This window comes from Aquimarina megaterium XH134 (assembly GCF_000520975.1).
GTDB lineage: Bacteria > Bacteroidota > Bacteroidia > Flavobacteriales > Flavobacteriaceae > Aquimarina > Aquimarina megaterium.
The window spans coordinates 1-17,292 of record NZ_JACB01000074.1 but is presented as its reverse complement, the minus strand read 5'-3'; the positions used below and the strand labels follow the sequence as shown (position 1 = coordinate 17,292).

At 32.8% G+C, this 17,292-nt stretch carries 16 protein-coding genes; 14 read left to right on the top strand and 2 right to left on the bottom strand.

The window, feature by feature from the left end; genetic code table 11:
* Both Z053_RS29445 and Z053_RS0126735 read left to right on the top strand, forming a co-directional pair.
* Positions 1-1,825 (top strand): Ig-like domain-containing protein (locus Z053_RS29445; RefSeq protein ID WP_152538406.1); only part of this gene is annotated, 1,825 nt, incomplete at its 5' end.
* Between the two features lie 71 nt (positions 1,826-1,896).
* Positions 1,897-2,772 carry a PorP/SprF family type IX secretion system membrane protein gene (locus Z053_RS0126735; protein WP_025668045.1) on the top strand — a complete coding sequence of 292 codons (876 nt, stop codon included), beginning with the start codon at positions 1,897-1,899 and terminating at the stop codon, positions 2,770-2,772.
* Between the two features lie 89 nt (positions 2,773-2,861).
* Here Z053_RS0126735 and Z053_RS0126730 read toward each other — a convergent pair whose 3' ends face one another.
* Positions 2,862-4,115, bottom strand: a complete 1,254-nt coding sequence (locus tag Z053_RS0126730) for an ABC transporter permease (RefSeq protein WP_025668044.1) — start codon at positions 4,113-4,115, stop codon at positions 2,862-2,864.
* A 151-nt stretch (positions 4,116-4,266) separates the two neighbouring features.
* On the opposite strand from Z053_RS0126730, the gene purH reads away from it, so the two are divergent.
* The 6 genes from purH to rodA all read left to right on the top strand — a co-directional run bounded on the left by purH (position 4,267) and on the right by rodA (position 11,447).
* The gene (gene purH, locus Z053_RS0126725) at positions 4,267-5,799 is read left to right on the top strand and encodes a bifunctional phosphoribosylaminoimidazolecarboxamide formyltransferase/IMP cyclohydrolase (RefSeq protein ID WP_025668042.1); all 1,533 of its coding nucleotides are present in this window, start codon (positions 4,267-4,269) and stop codon (positions 5,797-5,799) included.
* 43 nt (positions 5,800-5,842) lie between these two features.
* Positions 5,843-6,871 (top strand): rod shape-determining protein, encoded by a 1,029-nt coding sequence (locus Z053_RS0126720; RefSeq protein ID WP_024772404.1) that lies wholly within the window; start codon positions 5,843-5,845, stop codon positions 6,869-6,871.
* A gap of 132 nt (positions 6,872-7,003) precedes the next feature.
* On the top strand, positions 7,004-7,816 hold the full coding sequence (gene mreC / locus Z053_RS0126715; RefSeq protein WP_025668041.1) for a rod shape-determining protein MreC: 813 nt from the start codon (positions 7,004-7,006) through the stop codon (positions 7,814-7,816).
* 3 nt (positions 7,817-7,819) lie between these two features.
* Positions 7,820-8,326, top strand: coding sequence for a rod shape-determining protein MreD (gene mreD, locus Z053_RS0126710; RefSeq protein ID WP_025668040.1), 507 nt, complete (start codon positions 7,820-7,822; stop codon positions 8,324-8,326).
* Positions 8,323-10,194, top strand: a complete 1,872-nt coding sequence (mrdA, locus tag Z053_RS0126705; RefSeq protein WP_025668039.1) for a penicillin-binding protein 2 — start codon at positions 8,323-8,325, stop codon at positions 10,192-10,194. Before mreD ends, mrdA begins: the two co-directional genes overlap by 4 nt.
* On the top strand, positions 10,194-11,447 hold the full coding sequence (rodA, locus tag Z053_RS0126700; protein ID WP_025668038.1) for a rod shape-determining protein RodA: 1,254 nt from the start codon (positions 10,194-10,196) through the stop codon (positions 11,445-11,447). Before mrdA ends, rodA begins: the two co-directional genes overlap by 1 nt.
* A 17-nt stretch (positions 11,448-11,464) precedes the next feature.
* On the opposite strand, the gene Z053_RS0126695 is transcribed toward rodA, so the two are convergent.
* A complete protein-coding gene (locus Z053_RS0126695) occupies positions 11,465-12,262 on the bottom strand; it encodes a DNA/RNA non-specific endonuclease (RefSeq protein WP_025668037.1) in 798 nt (265 codons plus the stop codon).
* Between the two features lie 758 nt (positions 12,263-13,020).
* Between Z053_RS0126695 and Z053_RS0126690 the strand changes: the two genes are divergently transcribed.
* From Z053_RS0126690 to Z053_RS31705, 6 genes are all read left to right on the top strand, one after another.
* Positions 13,021-13,200 carry a hypothetical protein gene (locus Z053_RS0126690; RefSeq protein ID WP_025668036.1) on the top strand — a complete coding sequence of 60 codons (180 nt, stop codon included), beginning with the start codon at positions 13,021-13,023 and terminating at the stop codon, positions 13,198-13,200.
* A gap of 211 nt (positions 13,201-13,411) precedes the next feature.
* The gene (locus tag Z053_RS31215) at positions 13,412-13,591 is read left to right on the top strand and encodes a hypothetical protein (RefSeq protein WP_132066207.1); all 180 of its coding nucleotides are present in this window, start codon (positions 13,412-13,414) and stop codon (positions 13,589-13,591) included.
* Between the two features lie 420 nt (positions 13,592-14,011).
* Positions 14,012-14,191, top strand: a complete 180-nt coding sequence (locus Z053_RS31210; protein WP_152538405.1) for a hypothetical protein — start codon at positions 14,012-14,014, stop codon at positions 14,189-14,191.
* A gap of 472 nt (positions 14,192-14,663) precedes the next feature.
* Positions 14,664-16,250 carry a vitamin K epoxide reductase family protein gene (locus Z053_RS0126680; protein ID WP_025668034.1) on the top strand — a complete coding sequence of 529 codons (1,587 nt, stop codon included), beginning with the start codon at positions 14,664-14,666 and terminating at the stop codon, positions 16,248-16,250.
* A gap of 30 nt (positions 16,251-16,280) precedes the next feature.
* Positions 16,281-16,451, top strand: coding sequence for a hypothetical protein (locus Z053_RS31710; RefSeq protein ID WP_160170155.1), 171 nt, complete (start codon positions 16,281-16,283; stop codon positions 16,449-16,451).
* Between the two features lie 282 nt (positions 16,452-16,733).
* On the top strand, positions 16,734-16,892 hold the full coding sequence (locus Z053_RS31705) for a hypothetical protein (RefSeq protein ID WP_160170154.1): 159 nt from the start codon (positions 16,734-16,736) through the stop codon (positions 16,890-16,892).
* Positions 16,893-17,292 lie beyond the last annotated feature (400 nt).

Genomic DNA, 17,292 nt, shown 5'->3' with positions numbered 1-17,292 from the left:
AGAAACCGTTGCTCCAACAGGGTATTCAGTTGCAATAGATCAGAGCCCTATCAGTGATCTTAATGACAATGCAGTAAGCTATACATTTAGCAGTGCAGAAGTAGGTGCTACCTATAATTATACCTTTAGTACTTCGGGAGGAGCAGGAACAGTAACCGGATCAGGAACTGTAGCTTCTGCAGGAGCAACTATTTCTAGTATTGATCTTAGTGGTCTAGCAGATGGAACCATTACATTAAGCGTTACGCTTACTGATGTAAATGGAAATACGGGAAGTGCTGCAACTGATACAGAAACCAAAGATACCGGAGCACCAACAGGGTATTTGGTTGCAATAGATCAGAGCCCTATTAATGCCAGGAATGACAATGCAGTAAGCTATACATTTAGTAATGCAGAAGTTGGTGCAACCTATAATTATACCTTTAGTACTTCAGGAGGAGCAGGAACTGTAACCGGATCTGGCATCGTAGCTTCTACAGGAGCAAGTATTTCAGGAATAGATCTTAGTGGTTTAACAGACGGCACAATAACATTAAGCGTTACGCTTACTGATGTAAATGGAAATACAGGAAGTGCGGCAACTGATACAGAAACCAAAGACACCCTTGCTCCAACAGGGTATTCGGTTGCAATAGATCAGAGCCCTATCAATGCTGGGAATAACAATGCAGTAAGTTACACCTTCTCTTCTGCAGAAGTAGGTGCAACCTATAATTATACTTTTAGTAGTTCTGGAGGAGGAACCAATGTAACCGGATCCGGAACTGTAGCTTCTGCAGGAGTAACTATTTCAAGTATAGATTTAAGTGGTTTAGGAGACGGAACCATTACATTAAGCGTTACGCTTACTGATGTAAATGGAAACACAGGAAACGTAGCAACGGATACCGAAAATAAAAAGACGATACCTCCAACTGCAACTATAGCCATTAGTGATTCTACATTAACAATAGGTGAAACTACTACAATAACTGTTACTTTTTCTGAAGCAATATCTGGGTTCGACAATACAGATTTAACAATTCCTAATGGAACATTATCTACCGTTACTTCTACCGATGGTAATATCACTTTTACAGCTACCTATACTCCAGCAATCGATGTAGAAGATGATACTAACATTATCATTCTTGATAATACCGGAATCACTGATAGTTCAGGAAATACAGGAACAGGAACAACAAACTCTTCTAATTTTATTATTGATATGATGCCACCTACAGCAATTGTAGAAATTAGTGATGATGAATTAACAACGGGTGATACAGCTACTATAACCATTATTTTTTCTGAAGCTGTAGCCAGTTTTACCAATGCAGATCTGACAACACCTAATGGAACGCTTACAACAGTAAGTTCTGCCGATGGGAATATCACTTTTACAGCTACATACACTCCAACAACCGGAATAACCGATACAGAAAATAGTATCACTTTGGATAATACCGGAGTAACCGATATTGCTGGCAACCCAGGAGTTGGAGTTACAGATTCTCCCAATTTCACGATTAATACGCAGCAAGAAATTCCAGTAACAACACTTACGTTTGATAAAGGATTTTCTCCTAATGGCGATGGGATAAATGATACCTGGGTAATAGAAGGAATTGAAGATTTTCCTAATCATACGATTCAACTATTTAGTAGATCAGGCACTAAAGTATTTGAAGCTAAAGATTATCAAAATAATTGGGATGGAATCTCCAATGGCCGTTTAGCAGTTGGAAATGGCAAATTACCTGCCGGAGCATATTATTACATTATCGAAACAGGCAGTCAAGCAGTACCTCCCATTATCGGATGGATCTATATAAACTATTAATCATGTATAGTTTCAAAAAGAAAGAATCTAACTGTTATTATTTCCATCAAAACCAACAAAATAAAAGTAAAATGAAGTATTTAAAATATATAGTTTTTACGATCATCATGTCTTTTACCGGTAACGCCCAACAAGACCCACATTTTAGTATGTATAGATATAACATGAATGTAATCACTCCTGCATATGCAGGCACCAATGGTAGTCTTGAAGCAATATTTGCAGTAAGGAGCCAATGGGCTGGAGTTAAGGACGGTCCAGAAACTCTTAACTTTAATATAAACTCTCCGATAGGCAAAAATATCGGTATTGGATTAACCGCTGTAAGTGATAAAGTTTTTGTGTTAGATGAAACACATCTTTATGCAGACTTTTCATATAAAATAAAAGTGGCAGAAGAAACAAATCTCTATGCAGGAGTTAAAGTCGGAGGATCCTTCTTAAAGATAAATCTTAATGAAATAGGAATTGAAGATGACCCATTATTCACCCAAAATGTAAATACATTTAATCCTAATGTGGGTGTAGGATTTTATCTAAAAGCCAAGAAGTACTATATATCACTTTCTGCTCCCGGGCTGCTATCTAATGACAGGTACGAAAAAGAAGGATTAAATCCTGTCTCGGCCAGCGATGATTTGCAGGTATTTTTAGGTGCTGGATATGATTTTGATCTTAGCAATGATTTTAAATTACGCCCTTCTGCACTTGGTAAAGTCGTAAACAATGCACCTATATCTTTGGACCTTACCACTTCAATTGTATATAAAGAACGAATAGAACTAGGAGCAAATTATCGATTAGACGAAAGTATAACGGCATTTTTTACCGCTAGTTTTTTAGAAAACCTATTAAGCATTGGCTATGCATATGAGCATGTTACATCTGATATAAATACCTATACCAATGGAACTCATGAAGTGATTTTAAAACTTAAGCTGAAGTAAAATAAAGAAAACATATATTTTATACCGAACGAACTTTATTCAAAAATTATGTGAAATTTTAATCTATCACCAAAGCGATTAGGACAGATTTACATCCCTGTTCTGATTGCTTCTACAGGATCTAATTTTGAAGCTGACAATGCAGGCAAAATCCCAGCAATCAGACCTATTATTGTAGAAGAAAACATTCCCCAAAACATATTAGAACTAGAAAGTATAAACTTAAAATCACCTGTAAACTGCGATGCAAATATCGAAATTAACCAAACTAATAAAAGTCCAATTAATCCACCAAAAATAGCAAGAATAATTGCTTCAAACAGAAACTGAAATAATATAAATCTTTTTTTAGCTCCTAATGCCTTTTGTATACCTATTAGGTTTGTTCGTTCTTTAACACTTACAAACATAATATTAGCAATTCCAAAACCTCCTACCAGTAGTGAAAACATGCCTATAAAACCTCCAATAGTAGACATTGTACCAGTAATATTATCTATAAAATCTGTAAACCCTTGTAATTGATTTACAAAAAAATTATCACCTTCATCAGGCTTTAACCCTCGATATGCTCTTACTTTTTGTTTTAAGGCTGCTATAAATTCTGGGATATCAATATTAGATTCTGGCTTAATAATTATGGCCGGAAAAGACGATTTATTATTATCTCCATAGATCCTTCTAACCAGATTAACAGGAAGAATAACAGCTGTATCTTTACTATTTCCAAAGAGACCTGCTCCTTCTTTTTGAAGTACTCCTATCACAGTAAGCTTTCTTCCGTATAATCGTATCTTTTTTCCTATAGGTTCACTAGAACCAAACAGGCTATTAGCTATCTCATCCCCTATAACGATTACAGGAGCGCCTGCCACAGATTCTTGCTCATTATAAAATCTTCCTTTTACGACTTGTAATTCTTCAATATCATAATAATCATTAGTAACTGGCGCAATCTCTACATTACTTATACTATTATCTTCGTACTTAATTGTTTCAGGAGCTACGTTCAAAATAAAGCTGGCTGCTTTAAGATCAGGCATTGATCTATTGATATATTGATATTCCTCAAAAGTTACATCAGGAAATTGTTCTCGTTTCCATTGTGGTATATCAGAAGGGCCAAAAGAAAAACGCATAAGATAAATTGTACTATTATCTAGAGAGCTAATACTTCCTTTGATTTCTTGTTTTAAAGAGTCTACCGCAGCAAGAACACCTATAATCGAAAAAATCCCGATAGTAACACCCAATAGTGAAAGAAATGTACGCAACTTATTATTTACAAGTGCATTAATAGCAAAATTAAAGCTTTCCTTAAGTACTCTAAGATAGATTAGCATGCTCTATTTTTTGAACTGGATTTTAAATTATTTAAATATAGGACGTTTTCCTTATATTTTTGTTACAATTTATTGAAAACAATTACACATAATTGATTGTCTAATTGGGTACTAAATTGCTATTTTTGCGTTTTACTAACTAAATTTTCTCATGAGCAACACAAAAACTGCTAAATCTGCACTAATTTCTGTATTCAGTAAAGAAGGATTAGCACCTATCGTAAAAAAATTAGACGAACTTGATATCACAATTTATTCTACAGGTGGAACCGAAAAATTTATTAAAGATTTAGGTATTGATGTTATCCCTGTTGAAGATGTTACGTCTTATCCTTCAATCTTAGGTGGAAGAGTTAAAACATTACACCCAAAAGTTTTTGGAGGAATCCTGAATCGTCAAAATAACGATAGTGATGTTGCAGAACTTGAGCAATATGAGATTCCTCAAATTGATATTGTTATTGTAGACTTATATCCTTTTGAAAAAACAGTAGCTTCTGGTGCACCTGAGCAAGATATTATTGAGAAAATAGACATTGGTGGAATTTCATTAATTAGAGCAGCTGCCAAAAACTTTTCTGATGTAACCTGTGTAGCTTCGGTTGATGATTATGCAGAGTTTTTACATGTGATTTCTGAAGGAAACGGAGCTATTTCTTTGGCAGATCGCAAGCGTTTTGCTGCCAAAGCTTTTAATGTATCTTCTCACTATGATTCGGCAATTTTTAATTATTTTAATAGTGATCATGAAATCGCCTCTCTTAAAATAAGTGAAACCAAAGGTAAAGTATTACGATATGGTGAAAATCCGCATCAAAAAGGATTTTTCTTTGGAGATTTTGATACTATGTTTGATAAACTACACGGTAAAGAACTATCTTACAACAACTTGCTTGATGTTGATGCAGCAGTAAACCTGATGAGTGAATTTAAAAGTGAGTCGCCAACATTTGCAATTTTAAAACATAACAACGCTTGTGGTTTAGCACAAAGAGAAACTGTTCTCCAGTCGTATATTGATGCATTGGCTGGTGATCCTGTTTCGGCATTTGGAGGTATCTTAATTAGTAATAGCGAAATTGATTCAGCAACTGCCGATGAAATTCATAAATTATTTTGTGAAGTTGTTATTGCTCCTTCTTTTAGTAATGAGGCCATAGAGATTCTAAAAGGAAAGAAAAACAGAATTATTTTAGTGCAAAAAGATATCGATTTACCAAAAATGCAAGTACGTACTTGTTTAAATGGTGCACTGGTTCAGGACAAAGATCTTAAAACAGATACCAAAACAGATTTGAAGACCGTAACTAAAGTAGCGCCTACATCAGAACAAATAGAGGATCTTTTATTTGCATCAAAAATCTGTAAACATACCAAATCAAATACGATAGTTTTTACTAAAGGAAAGCAGTTATTAGCAAGTGGAACAGGACAAACCTCTAGAGTCGATGCCTTAAAGCAATCTGTAGAAAAGGCCCAGGCATTTAATTTTGATCTTAACGGAGCAGTTATGGCCAGTGATGCTTTTTTCCCTTTTCCTGATTGTGTAGAAATTGCAGACAATGCAGGCATTAAAGCTGTGATCCAACCGGGAGGTTCTATCAAGGATCAATTAAGCATTGATTACTGTGATCAAAACGGAATTGCAATGGTTATGACCGGAACACGTCATTTTAAACATTAATTTTATTACATTTACTGAATTTTAACCCCTTTTTTTGACTTTTATGGGATTTTTTGACTTCTTTACCGAAGAGATTGCAATAGATTTAGGTACCGCTAACACATTAGTGATCCACAATGACAAAGTAGTAGTGGATAGTCCCTCTATTGTAGCCAGAGATATTATGACTGGTAAAATTATTGCAGCCGGAAAAGAGGCTGCCATGATGCAGGGAAAAACTCATGAGAATATAAAAACTATTCGCCCACTTAAAGATGGGGTAATTGCAGACTTTGATGCCAGTGAAAAAATGATAAGCATGTTTATCAAAGATATCCCGGCATTGAAGAAAAAAATATTTGCCCCTGCTTTGCGTATGGTGATATGTATTCCTTCTGGAATTACCGAAGTTGAAATGCGGGCAGTAAAAGAAAGTGCAGAACGTGTAAATGGAAAAGAAGTATACCTTATCCACGAACCTATGGCAGCTGCAATTGGTATTGGTGTAGATATTATGCAGCCCAAAGGAAATATGATTGTGGATATAGGTGGAGGTACTACAGAAATTGCAGTTATTGCATTAGGAGGAATTGTGTGTGATAAATCGGTAAAAATTGCAGGAGATGTATTTACCAATGATATTATATATTATATGCGTACACAACATAACTTATATGTTGGAGAGCGTACTGCTGAGAAAATAAAAATACAAATTGGTGCCGCTACAGAAGATTTGGAGTTACCGCCCGAAGAAATGAATGTTCAGGGTCGTGATCTACTTACAGGAAAACCTAAACAGGTTCAGATTTCTTATAGAGAAATGGCTAAAGCACTTGATAAGTCTATTCTACGTATCGAAGATGCAGTAATGGAAACCTTATCGCAAACTCCTCCAGAACTTGCCGCAGATATTTATAATACTGGTATATATCTTGCAGGAGGAGGTTCTATGCTACGTGGATTGGATAAGCGTTTATCACAAAAAACAGATTTACCAGTCTATATTGCAGAAGACCCGTTAAGAGCAGTTGTACGAGGTACAGGAATTACACTAAAAAACCTAAATAGGTATAAAAGTGTTTTAATAAAATAATGTTGTAAAAAAACATTCCTGAAATATACCTAAATTTCTGATTTTACGTTATCCTGCTTTAATACTTGCTAAGTAAGGCTTAGCTAGCTTAACATAGAACGTTTAACCAAAGAAGTCATCATACTCTAAATCATGCAGCAGATTATTAATTTTTTAATTAAGAATAAACGTTTTCTGCTATTTCTACTACTATTATGTATAGCATTAATTTTCACTATACAATCACATTCTTATCATAGAAGTAAATTTGTTAGTTCTACCAATTTTTTAAGTGGAGCGCTATATAGTTGGCAACACTCGGTAAGTGACTATTTTGGTCTAAAAAAGGAAAACCAACGATTACTAGAAGAGAATGAAAGCCTTCGTAATCAATTAAGTGCTCTAGGGGTAGATTCTGTTGCGACAAAATATCTGGATACACTATCTTTTGATAAACCTTATACTTTTACCAAAGCCAGGGTAATTAAAAATGATTATAGTAAAATTGATAACTACATCCTGATTAATAAAGGCGAAAAAGATAGTATCCTACCCGATATGGGAGTTATTACAGATAAAGGTATTATAGGAATTGTAGAGAATACTTCAAAAAATTACAGTAGAGTGATTTCTATCCTTAACAGTAATTCTCGAATTAATGCCGGATTAAAAAAGTCTAACCAGTATGGTTCTTTAATCTGGAATGGAAAAGATCCAAATATTATTCAGTTAGAAACTATCCCTCGACAAGCAATTCTTAGAGAAGGAGATACTATTATAACACATGGTCGCTCAACCATTTTTCCTAAAGGAATAGGAATAGGAACAATTGCCAGTTATAAATTAAATCAAAACAAAAGCTACTATTTAATAGATGTCAAATTATTTAACGATATGAGTGATATTGGTTTTGTTTATGCAATAAAAAGTAGGGATATTGAAGAAATTAAAAACTTAGAGAATTAAATCATGAACAGGGATACTTTACTACATATCATTAGATTCATTGTTTTGGTTTTAATTCAGGTATTTATATTAAACCATATTAATTTTTTAGGATACCTAAACCCTTATATCTATATCATTTTTATTCTTATGGCCCCCATTAATATTAATAAAGGGCTTTTTCTTGTTGTAAGTTTTATGTTAGGCTTGATTATAGATATGTTTGGTGATTCTGGAGGCGTACATGCCGCCGCATGTACAGTTATTGCATTTTTTCGTCCAGTAGCATTACGATCGGTATTTGGGCTTAGCTATGAGTTTCAAACCGTAAAACTAAGCAATGTTGGATTTGGCGAGCGTTTTGCTTATGTAATCTTAATGGTTTTAACACATCATATTGTACTTTTCTCGTTAGAAATTTTTAACTTCTCTCACATACTATTAATCATTAAAAAAACGTTATTTTCTAGTTTATTTACAATAGTGATTACCATGCTGGTTTTGGTATTGTTTAGAAGAAATGATTCATGAGAAAATTACTACTCTACCTAATAATTATTACTACTGGTATTGTCTTTGTTGCAAGGTTATTTTATTTGCAGATATACAATACTTCTTTTGCCTCGTTATCTGAAGATAATGCAATCAAAGTAATTTATGATTACCCTCAAAGAGGAGCTATTTATGATCGAAATGGGAGATTATTGGTCACCAACCAACCGTCATACGATGTTATGGTTATCCCCAGAGAATTAAAACCTTTTGATACTTTAGAATTTTGTTCTATCCTGAATATCAGTAAAGACAAACTTATAAAAAGGCTTAAAAAAGCTAGAGTCTATTCTCCAAGAGTACCTTCTATAGTTATACCACAATTGACCAAAGATGAGTATGCCTATCTTCAGGAAAAAATGAGGAAATTTGAAGGTTTTTATATTCAAAAACGTTCATTAAGGGACTACCAAACTGTTAATGCTGCAAACGTATTAGGGTATATTGGCGAGGTAAACGAAAGATTAATAAAAGAGGATCCTTATTACCTCTCTGGAGATCTTATTGGCATTGACGGTGTAGAAAAACAATATGAAAATGAGCTTAGAGGTATCAAAGGAGTAAAACGAATTCAAAAAGATCGATTTAATAGAGATATAGGCCCATATAAAAATAGGAAATTTGACACTCTTCCTGTAAATGGAAAAGATCTTACCTTAACTCTGGATTCAAAACTACAGGCATATGGACAAAAACTTATGCAGAATAAACGAGGAGGTATTGTAGCTCTAGAACCCTCTACAGGAGAAATATTGGCTTTGGTAACAGCTCCAACATACAAACCTGAATTATTAGTAGGAAGAAAACGATCACCGAATTTCACCAAATTAGTTTATGACACTATTGCGATACCACTTTTTGATAGAGGTCTAAAAGCCGAATATCCTCCGGGATCGCCATTTAAGACGGTTAATGCATTGATAGCATTACAGGAAGGAGTAATTGACACCAATGAAAGTGTTTCTTGCAGAATGGGGTATTATTATGGAAAAAATGGAAGAAAACTCGGTTGTCATTCTCACAGAAGTCCATTAAATATGATTCCGGGTATAGCAAACTCTTGTAATGCATATTTTGCAACAGTATATAGAAGAATTATTGAAAAGTATGACACTCCGCAAGAAGGGATGGAAAATTGGAGAAAACATGTTGAAAGTTTTGGCTTAGGGAATTATTTGGGTTATGATTTGCCAACAGGAAAAAGAGGAAAAGTGCCAACTGCAAAATATTACAATAAGATTTATCAATATCCAACTTATAAATGGTATGCATCTGCTACATTGTCTAATGCTATCGGACAAGGAGAGGTACTTTCTACTCCTATACAGTTAGCAAATATGACTGCTGCAATTGCAAACAGAGGACATTATTTTACTCCGCATATTATAAAAGCAATAGATGGCAAACCTATAGAAAACGAAAATTATACTATTCCTAAGGTTACAACAATTAACAAAGAGCATTTTGAACCAGTGATAGAAGGAATGTATCAGGTATATACCCAAGGTACTGCACGATCCTTGCAAGTTGAAGGTATTGAGATATGTGGAAAAACTGGTACAGCAGAAAACTTTACCAAAATTGATGGTAAAAAAACCCAGCTTACCGATCATTCTGTTTTTGTAGCATTTGCTCCAAAAGATAACCCCAAAATAGCAATAGCTGTATTTGTCGAAAACGGATATTGGGGTGCTCGTTATGCGGGAAAAATTGCTTCACTAATGATAGAACAACATATAAACGGAGTCGTCTCTAGAACAGATTTAGAAGATTGGATTCTCGCACACAGTCTCGAAGAAGAATATGCCAAACCCTACAGTGGCGAACCATTTAAAATTAATCAATAATGGCAAGATCCAGTGTAGCAGCAATAGATTGGGTAACAGTCTTATTATTTTTATTACTTGTTGGTTTTGGGTGGGTAAACATCTACTCTGCTTCTTCTGAGAATGAAGCTTTCTCATTAGCTGATTTTTCACATGCATATGTTAGACAAGCCTATTGGATTTTATTCAGCATAGTATTAATTATTATCACTCAAGCTATAGAAGCAAAATTTTATGAACGCTTTGCAGGGTTGATTTATGTAATATCATTATTATCATTATTAGGCCTTTTTGTATTTGGAAAAAATATAAATGGTGCGACGTCCTGGTATCAAATTGGGCCTGCCGGGTTACAACCTTCAGAGTTTGCCAAAGCATGTACCGCATTAGCCCTGGCTAAGTTCTTAAGTGATATGCAAACCAATATAAAACTTCTTGGTTATCAGGTTAGAGCTTTTTTAATTATTGCAATTCCTGCCATATTTATTATACCTCAACCAGACCCAGGGAGTGCATTGGTCTATGCTGCCTTTTTCTTTCCATTATACAGAGAAGGTTTAGCCACTATATATCTAATTGTTGGAGCTTCTGCTGCAGGATTATTTATTCTCACCTTGCTTTTTAATCCGATATGGGTAGTTCTGGTAGTTGCAGCCGTTATGCTTTTTATACTTATTAGAAATAGAAAACGAAAACCAAAATACTCAAGGTATCTTCTTACCATTATTGTAGTCGCAGGATTCTGTTTTTCGGTTAACTATATATTTAATCATGTATTCGAACAAAGGCACAGGGATAGATTTAACATTGTTTTAGGCAAAGAAGTTGACTCAAAAGGTATTGGCTATAATACCAATCAAAGTCAGATTGCTATTGGTAGTGGTGGCTGGGTCGGTAAAGGGTTTAGAGAAGGAACACAAACCAAAGGAGGCTTTGTCCCAGAACAACGTACCGATTATATATTTAGTACTGTTGGTGAAGAATGGGGTTTTCTGGGTGCAACTATGATTATAATTCTCTTTGTTTTATTATTAATTCGGCTTATTCACCTGGCCGAAAGACAAAAATCTCAATTTAGTCGTGTATACGGCTACAGTGTAGTAGGTATCTTATTTATTCATTTTACTATCAACATAGGTATGGTAACAGGGTTAATGCCAACTATTGGTATTCCTTTGCCTTTTTTTAGTTATGGAGGATCAAGCTTGTGGGGATTTACAATTTTACTCTTTATTTTTATTAAACTAGACGCTAATCGAGTGAATGAATGGTAACACTAAAAATATCAATATTAAAACTTCCATCCATGGGTAGCAGAAGAAGCTTCTAATTGGTTCTCTACTTTATCCTCTAATGATGTAAAAAAATCGATCCCTGTTAATTTTTCAATTTCGTCTACAGGCACAACAAAGTTTTTTAAAGGTGTTTTAGTATCTTTATGTGGTATCAAAAAAGCAATCATTTTTGGATTAGTGGAAGAATTATTAAATACAATTTTATAAAATTGTTTAGGCACAGAGATATGTTCATACCCAATTGTAGGAAGATCTTCTGATAATATACCACCTGTTATTATATATACTCCATCATACACTTTGGCCCAATATCTTATTTTTTGTTCCAAATAATTCCAGATACCGCTATTAAACTCATGATTTTGAGGAGTAATGTTTGAAGTAAGAAATGTCTCTTCAAAGGCTTGATATGTAAATCTCCTATCACCAGCCGGACATAAGTGCCCTCTATCATATCCAGATTTTTTATAATTGCGCCAATCTGCAGAAGACGATTTTACTTTTCTATCTTCTTCAAAAAAAGGTCGCTTAAATTCATTTTTAGATAAATGTTCTTTTTTCAATTCATAAGCTACCCATTCTGCTTGTTCATGTTTTTCAGAATATGATAATGAATAAAAATCATGAACTATTATAGCTCCTGTAGTAGATGTCGGAAGGTAGTAAAAACCTAAATCGGTAGTATTTTTAGTTTTCTCATCTGTAAAATCGTTATTTTCAATATACCCTTCAAAGTAATAAAACCCAACAGTGACTATAATAATCAACATTGGATACAGATATTTTCTATTCATTCTCATATCATTTTGAAAAAGCAAAAATAACAAAACAATACTATTGAATTTTAATAGTAGAGCATCTAATTAACATCCTACAAAACTTCATAAGATTGTCCTGATTTCTTGACTATTCAAAGAATCGGGATAACATACATCCATAACATACTAGTTTTATAAAACTATTAGAAAGCTATATGTTACTTAAAACAAATAGTGGAACATAGAGACATATACCTGAGTGTCTATAAAAGTTCGGAAAATTAAATCTTAAAACTTTAATTATGTTATCAAACATTTTAAATCTCACCAATGGTAAAACATTGAACAAAAAAGAACAACAATCTATTAATGGAGGAAGAATAAACGTCAATTGCCAAGGTGATCCATGCATGGTAAACGGCCACGGTGCTTGTTGTAGTAGACTTTTTAAGTGCAAACAAAACATATGTCAACTCTATATATGAAGTTTTCCTTGTTAGAGGAAATTTAGGAGAGGGTGATTTTTTATAAATTCATCTTCTTTCATTATTCTCTATATCAACACATCTGTGCCTTGTTAATATTTGTGATCTAACAAGAGATATACTAAGGTCAAAAAATCCTTTTATATAAATTTAAATAGTACACCAACAAAAACATAAAAAATTATAACATACTAGTTTTTACAAAACTATTAGAAAGCTATATGTTACTTAAAACAAATAGTAAAATCATAGAGACATATACCTGAGTGTCTATAAAAGTTCGGGGAATTTTAATTCTAAAATTTAATCATGTTATCAAACATTTTAAATCTCACCAATGGTAAAACATTGAACAAAAAAGAACAACAATCTATTAACGGAGGGCACTTTAACTGTGCCGGTAGAGCATGTAGAATTAATGGAAATGGTGATCCATATTGCTGTGGAGGTGCTACCTGTCGTAATAATGTATGTGGTTATTGGACTTAAGAATTATAAACCTCTAGCAAGGAGGTCTCTTTTGTAAAAATACTAAAAACCTCCTATTTATTTATGATTCGTTACAAAAGGTAATTTTTTATCAAACAAAAATAACTCAAAATCTATTCTGCTACTTCAAAACAAATAGTAAAACCATAGAGACATATACCTGAGTGTCTATAAAAGTTCGGGGAATACATTAATTTATTAAACTTTAATTATGTTATCAAACATTTTAAACCTTACTAATGGCAAGACATTGAACAAAAAAGAACAACAATCTATTAATGGAGGAAGAGCCAATAACTGTAATGGCAATCCATGTAGCAGTGGTAAAAATAATGTCCCTTGTTGTGGAGGTACTACTTGTCAAAATAACTTATGTGGTTATTGGGCCTAAGAGGGTCATAAACCTCTAGTTTTTGGTTTATAAAAAGAGGATGGATTCTTAGAAATCCACCCTCTTTACTATTCTCTATATCAACACACCGGTGTCTTGTTAAGATTCTCATTAATATCTGTGATCTAACAACATATATAACAAGATCAAAAAATCCTTTCATATGAATTTAAATAGTACACCAACAAAAAAAATAAAATTATAAGATTGTCCTGATTTCTTGACTATTCAAAGAATCGGGATAATATAATGTTTATAACATTATAATTTCACCAACACGATAATAGGCCTTTATCTGTACTTACATTACTCTAAACAAGACTCACATCACTTTAAAACAAATAAGTGAAAACATAGAGACATATAACCTGAGTGTCTATAAAAGTTCGGGGGAATACATTAATTTATTAAATTTTAATTATGTTATTAAACATTCTAAATCTTACCAATGGTAAAACATTGAACAAAAAGGAACAACAATCTATTAACGGAGGAAGAAAACGTGGATGTAGCGGTGCTCCATGCAGCAAGGGAAAAAATGGCATATCTTGTTGTGCAGGTGCTAGATGTATTGACAATGTATGTGGCTACCCTGTCTAAAAAACAATGTAGACTATATATAAAAGTTGCCATTTTTTAGTTAGGAAAAAAGAGGGTGAATTTCTATGAATTCACCCTCTTATACCACACTGATTATTTATATAAACTTAATTTTTTTTCTAAAATTCTATTCCCTAAATTATAATTCATACTATTCTAATACGCTATTACAGCTATTAAGAAAGCTATTTTTTAAAACTTTATAAAAGATTAACACTATTTACATCATCGTATTTAGCCAATTTAAAACAAAACACAATACACTGATTATCAATATTTTAAATTTAACGAATCATAAAAAAAACCAACGCAAATATGGTTTAACCATATATTTTTTGAGCTTATAACACCTCTTTTTACTTAATAAAATCTTTACTTTAGAGAAAATTTTTTTTCCAAAAATTAAACGACTTGTGGTATTTCTCTCGTTAAGAATGAAAATATCATACTAATAATCCTAAGCAAGATATACATGAATAATACTATTGAAAAAATTGTAGAAAGTGTTTTGGTCCAAAACAGAATTGGAAATTATACCAAAAAGGATCTGGAACTACAATTACAAATACACCCTAGTTACCCAAGTTTTCAATCTATTACAGATACTTTAGATTATTTTGATATTGATAATATTGCTGTAGAGATTCCTATGGATGCTTTGGATCAACTACCCAAAAGTTTTATTTCATTAATCACGATAGAAAATGCTGAGGAAATTGTTACGGTAATCAAAAAAAGTGACAGTATAGAACTTAAACACTCAAGTCTTAAAAAAAAGAAATTTACTTTTAGTGAGTTTAAAGAAATTTGGATTCCCAAGGTAATTGCTGTCGAGTATAATGCCAAGCAAAAACTTATTTCTAATCAATCTCTTATTCAAAACGTATTACTTGTCGGACTAGTAGCTAGTTTAATTTTTGCTTTTTACGGAAGGTCTTGGGATATCAATCAGGTTCTCTTTTTACTATTATCATTTACAGGGGTAGTTTTCAGTTTTTTTGCTGTAAGAGAAAGTTTAGGAATACAATCACAGGCCATGCATCAATTTTGTACATCGGTCGGAAATACAAACTGTGGAGAAGTTATAAACAACAATAGTGGTAAACTTTTTAAGAATTTTTCTTTAGCTGATGCAGGAATTGTTTTCTTTGGTTCTATGTCGCTATATCAATTATTTTATGGCTTCAATAGTATTTTACTTATCCCATCGTTAATAGGAATTCCATTTATTTTATATTCTATTTATTCTCAAGCATTAATTGTAAAAAAATGGTGTGCCGTATGTTTGGCAATGGGCTCTGTATCCCTTGGGTTAGCTATCATAGCCGTTCTTAATATTCCGTTTAATATTGATATTTTGGCTGTAGTTAGTTTTATAATGTTATCATCCTTATTTGCTTTAGCCTATTTATACACCAAAGAAAAAGTAAAAGAAAATAAAAAGTTTAAAGCAGATAACTTTAAGCTAAATCATTTCAAAAGAGATGGGCAAATTTATAATCACTTGCTTAGTATTTCAGAAAAAATCGAAGATAATGCGACAATCCCAAATGAAATCATTTTAGGTAATCCTAATGCAAGCTTTAAAATTATTAGTCTTACCAATCCTATGTGTGGATATTGTAAAGATGCTTTTGAGGCTTACACACGTGTATTAAAAGCTATGGGAGATAAACTTCAAATTAGCATTCGTTTAAATGTTAAAACAGAAGATACCGATGATAAAGCTACACAAATAGCTCTTATCCTTTTAGAAATATATTATAGTAAAGGGCCAGATGAGTTTATTGTTGCTTATAACAAGTGGTTTGCAGACAGAACTCATAGTAAATGGATAAAAGAATATGGCGTCCCTCAAGACGTCGAAAATCATCTCGAAGTTTTGAAAAAACAATCTGAATGGGCTCAAAAAAATGACCTCTACTATACTCCTGCATCACTTATTAATAATACGTTATATCCTAAAAAATATAATTACAGTGAGTTTTTCTACTTTATGAGTATGATGACAGAAAATCAAGATACCGCTTCTGAAGTTCGGGAACCTCTTGAAACTTAATAAAAATCTTTAACCTTAAAACCTGTTGATATGAATCAGATCACAAAATTGAAACATGCCAAACATCTTTCTAAAGAACAACAAAAAGATATCGTAGGAGGTATTCCTCCTCTTATTTTTAAGAGAAGAGGTTGTAATCCTGCTTTAAGTTGCTGTTATCATAACGGAACTACATGGGTGCAAGGACCACCTTGTTTCTAAAAAAGTATATTTTATTTTAAAACAAAGAGATCTCCCAAAGAGGTCTCTTTGTTTTTTTATATAGTCTTAAACAAATTCGGTATAAAATAGACTACTTCCACTTTTCATGATTAGTCAATTTTCAAAACCCTGTTTTCAGGGTGTTTAATTGTAAGGCTCGTCATTACTTTTGAAACTGAGCTCACTTTATAGTTAATAAAATTATGAAGTAAAGAATGCTCAGACCAGCACTCAGATGTCTATAAACTGTAGAGAAAGTATTTTAATTTAAAACTTTAAACGATGTTAAAAAAAATTTCAAATTCTAACAAAATCGTACTTACCAGAACCCAACAAAAAATTGTTATAGGAGGAGGAAAGGAAAAAATAGATCCTCTTACAAATCAGTCTGTGATCGGCTTAGATATATCACAGGAAATCCTCATTTCTGGACAGATATAAGTTATATTCTCTTTTTATATAAAATTGATTAATCCAAAAATCAATTATACATTAAACGTCAAATTCTAATTAATAAACCGAAATATATTCACACTTAAAATCAATAAATCATGTTAAAAAAAATTCTAAAATTAAACGATGTTAAACAACTAGACAAAAGTCAGCAAGGCGCAATTAATGGTGGTAGTCTAAATTATGATTGTAGATGCGTTTATAGAGATTATAGAGGAATGCTAGTAATGATTCCTTCTCCATGTAATAGTTTATGCCCAGATGGCAGTACCCCTATAAGAAACGGAAATCAAAATTAAAAGTAGTAAACCGTGTTGAGCGTTATATGCTCAACACGGTTTTTATGTTTTACTCTTTTACATCTAATGCATCTCGAAGTGCATTTCCT

Bases quoted from the DNA above. Each gene is read 5' to 3' on its own strand.
- Z053_RS31710 (WP_160170155.1), top strand. From the start codon at position 16,281: ATGAATCAGATCACAAAATTGAAACATGCCAAACATCTTTCTAAAGAA.
- Z053_RS31215 (WP_132066207.1), top strand. From the start codon at position 13,412: ATGTTATCAAACATTTTAAACCTTACTAATGGCAAGACATTGAACAAA.
- mreC (WP_025668041.1), top strand. From the start codon at position 7,004: ATGCAGCAGATTATTAATTTTTTAATTAAGAATAAACGTTTTCTGCTA.
- Z053_RS31210 (WP_152538405.1), top strand. From the start codon at position 14,012: ATGTTATTAAACATTCTAAATCTTACCAATGGTAAAACATTGAACAAA.
- purH (WP_025668042.1), top strand. From the start codon at position 4,267: ATGAGCAACACAAAAACTGCTAAATCTGCACTAATTTCTGTATTCAGT.
- mrdA (WP_025668039.1), top strand. From the start codon at position 8,323: ATGAGAAAATTACTACTCTACCTAATAATTATTACTACTGGTATTGTC.
- Z053_RS0126680 (WP_025668034.1), top strand. From the start codon at position 14,664: ATGAATAATACTATTGAAAAAATTGTAGAAAGTGTTTTGGTCCAAAAC.
- Z053_RS0126735 (WP_025668045.1), top strand. From the start codon at position 1,897: ATGAAGTATTTAAAATATATAGTTTTTACGATCATCATGTCTTTTACC.
- Z053_RS0126690 (WP_025668036.1), top strand. From the start codon at position 13,021: ATGTTATCAAACATTTTAAATCTCACCAATGGTAAAACATTGAACAAA.
- Z053_RS0126730 (WP_025668044.1), bottom strand. From the start codon at position 4,115: ATGCTAATCTATCTTAGAGTACTTAAGGAAAGCTTTAATTTTGCTATT.
- Z053_RS31705 (WP_160170154.1), top strand. From the start codon at position 16,734: ATGTTAAAAAAAATTTCAAATTCTAACAAAATCGTACTTACCAGAACC.
- mreD (WP_025668040.1), top strand. From the start codon at position 7,820: ATGAACAGGGATACTTTACTACATATCATTAGATTCATTGTTTTGGTT.
- rodA (WP_025668038.1), top strand. From the start codon at position 10,194: ATGGCAAGATCCAGTGTAGCAGCAATAGATTGGGTAACAGTCTTATTA.
- Z053_RS0126695 (WP_025668037.1), bottom strand. From the start codon at position 12,262: ATGAATAGAAAATATCTGTATCCAATGTTGATTATTATAGTCACTGTT.
- Z053_RS0126720 (WP_024772404.1), top strand. From the start codon at position 5,843: ATGGGATTTTTTGACTTCTTTACCGAAGAGATTGCAATAGATTTAGGT.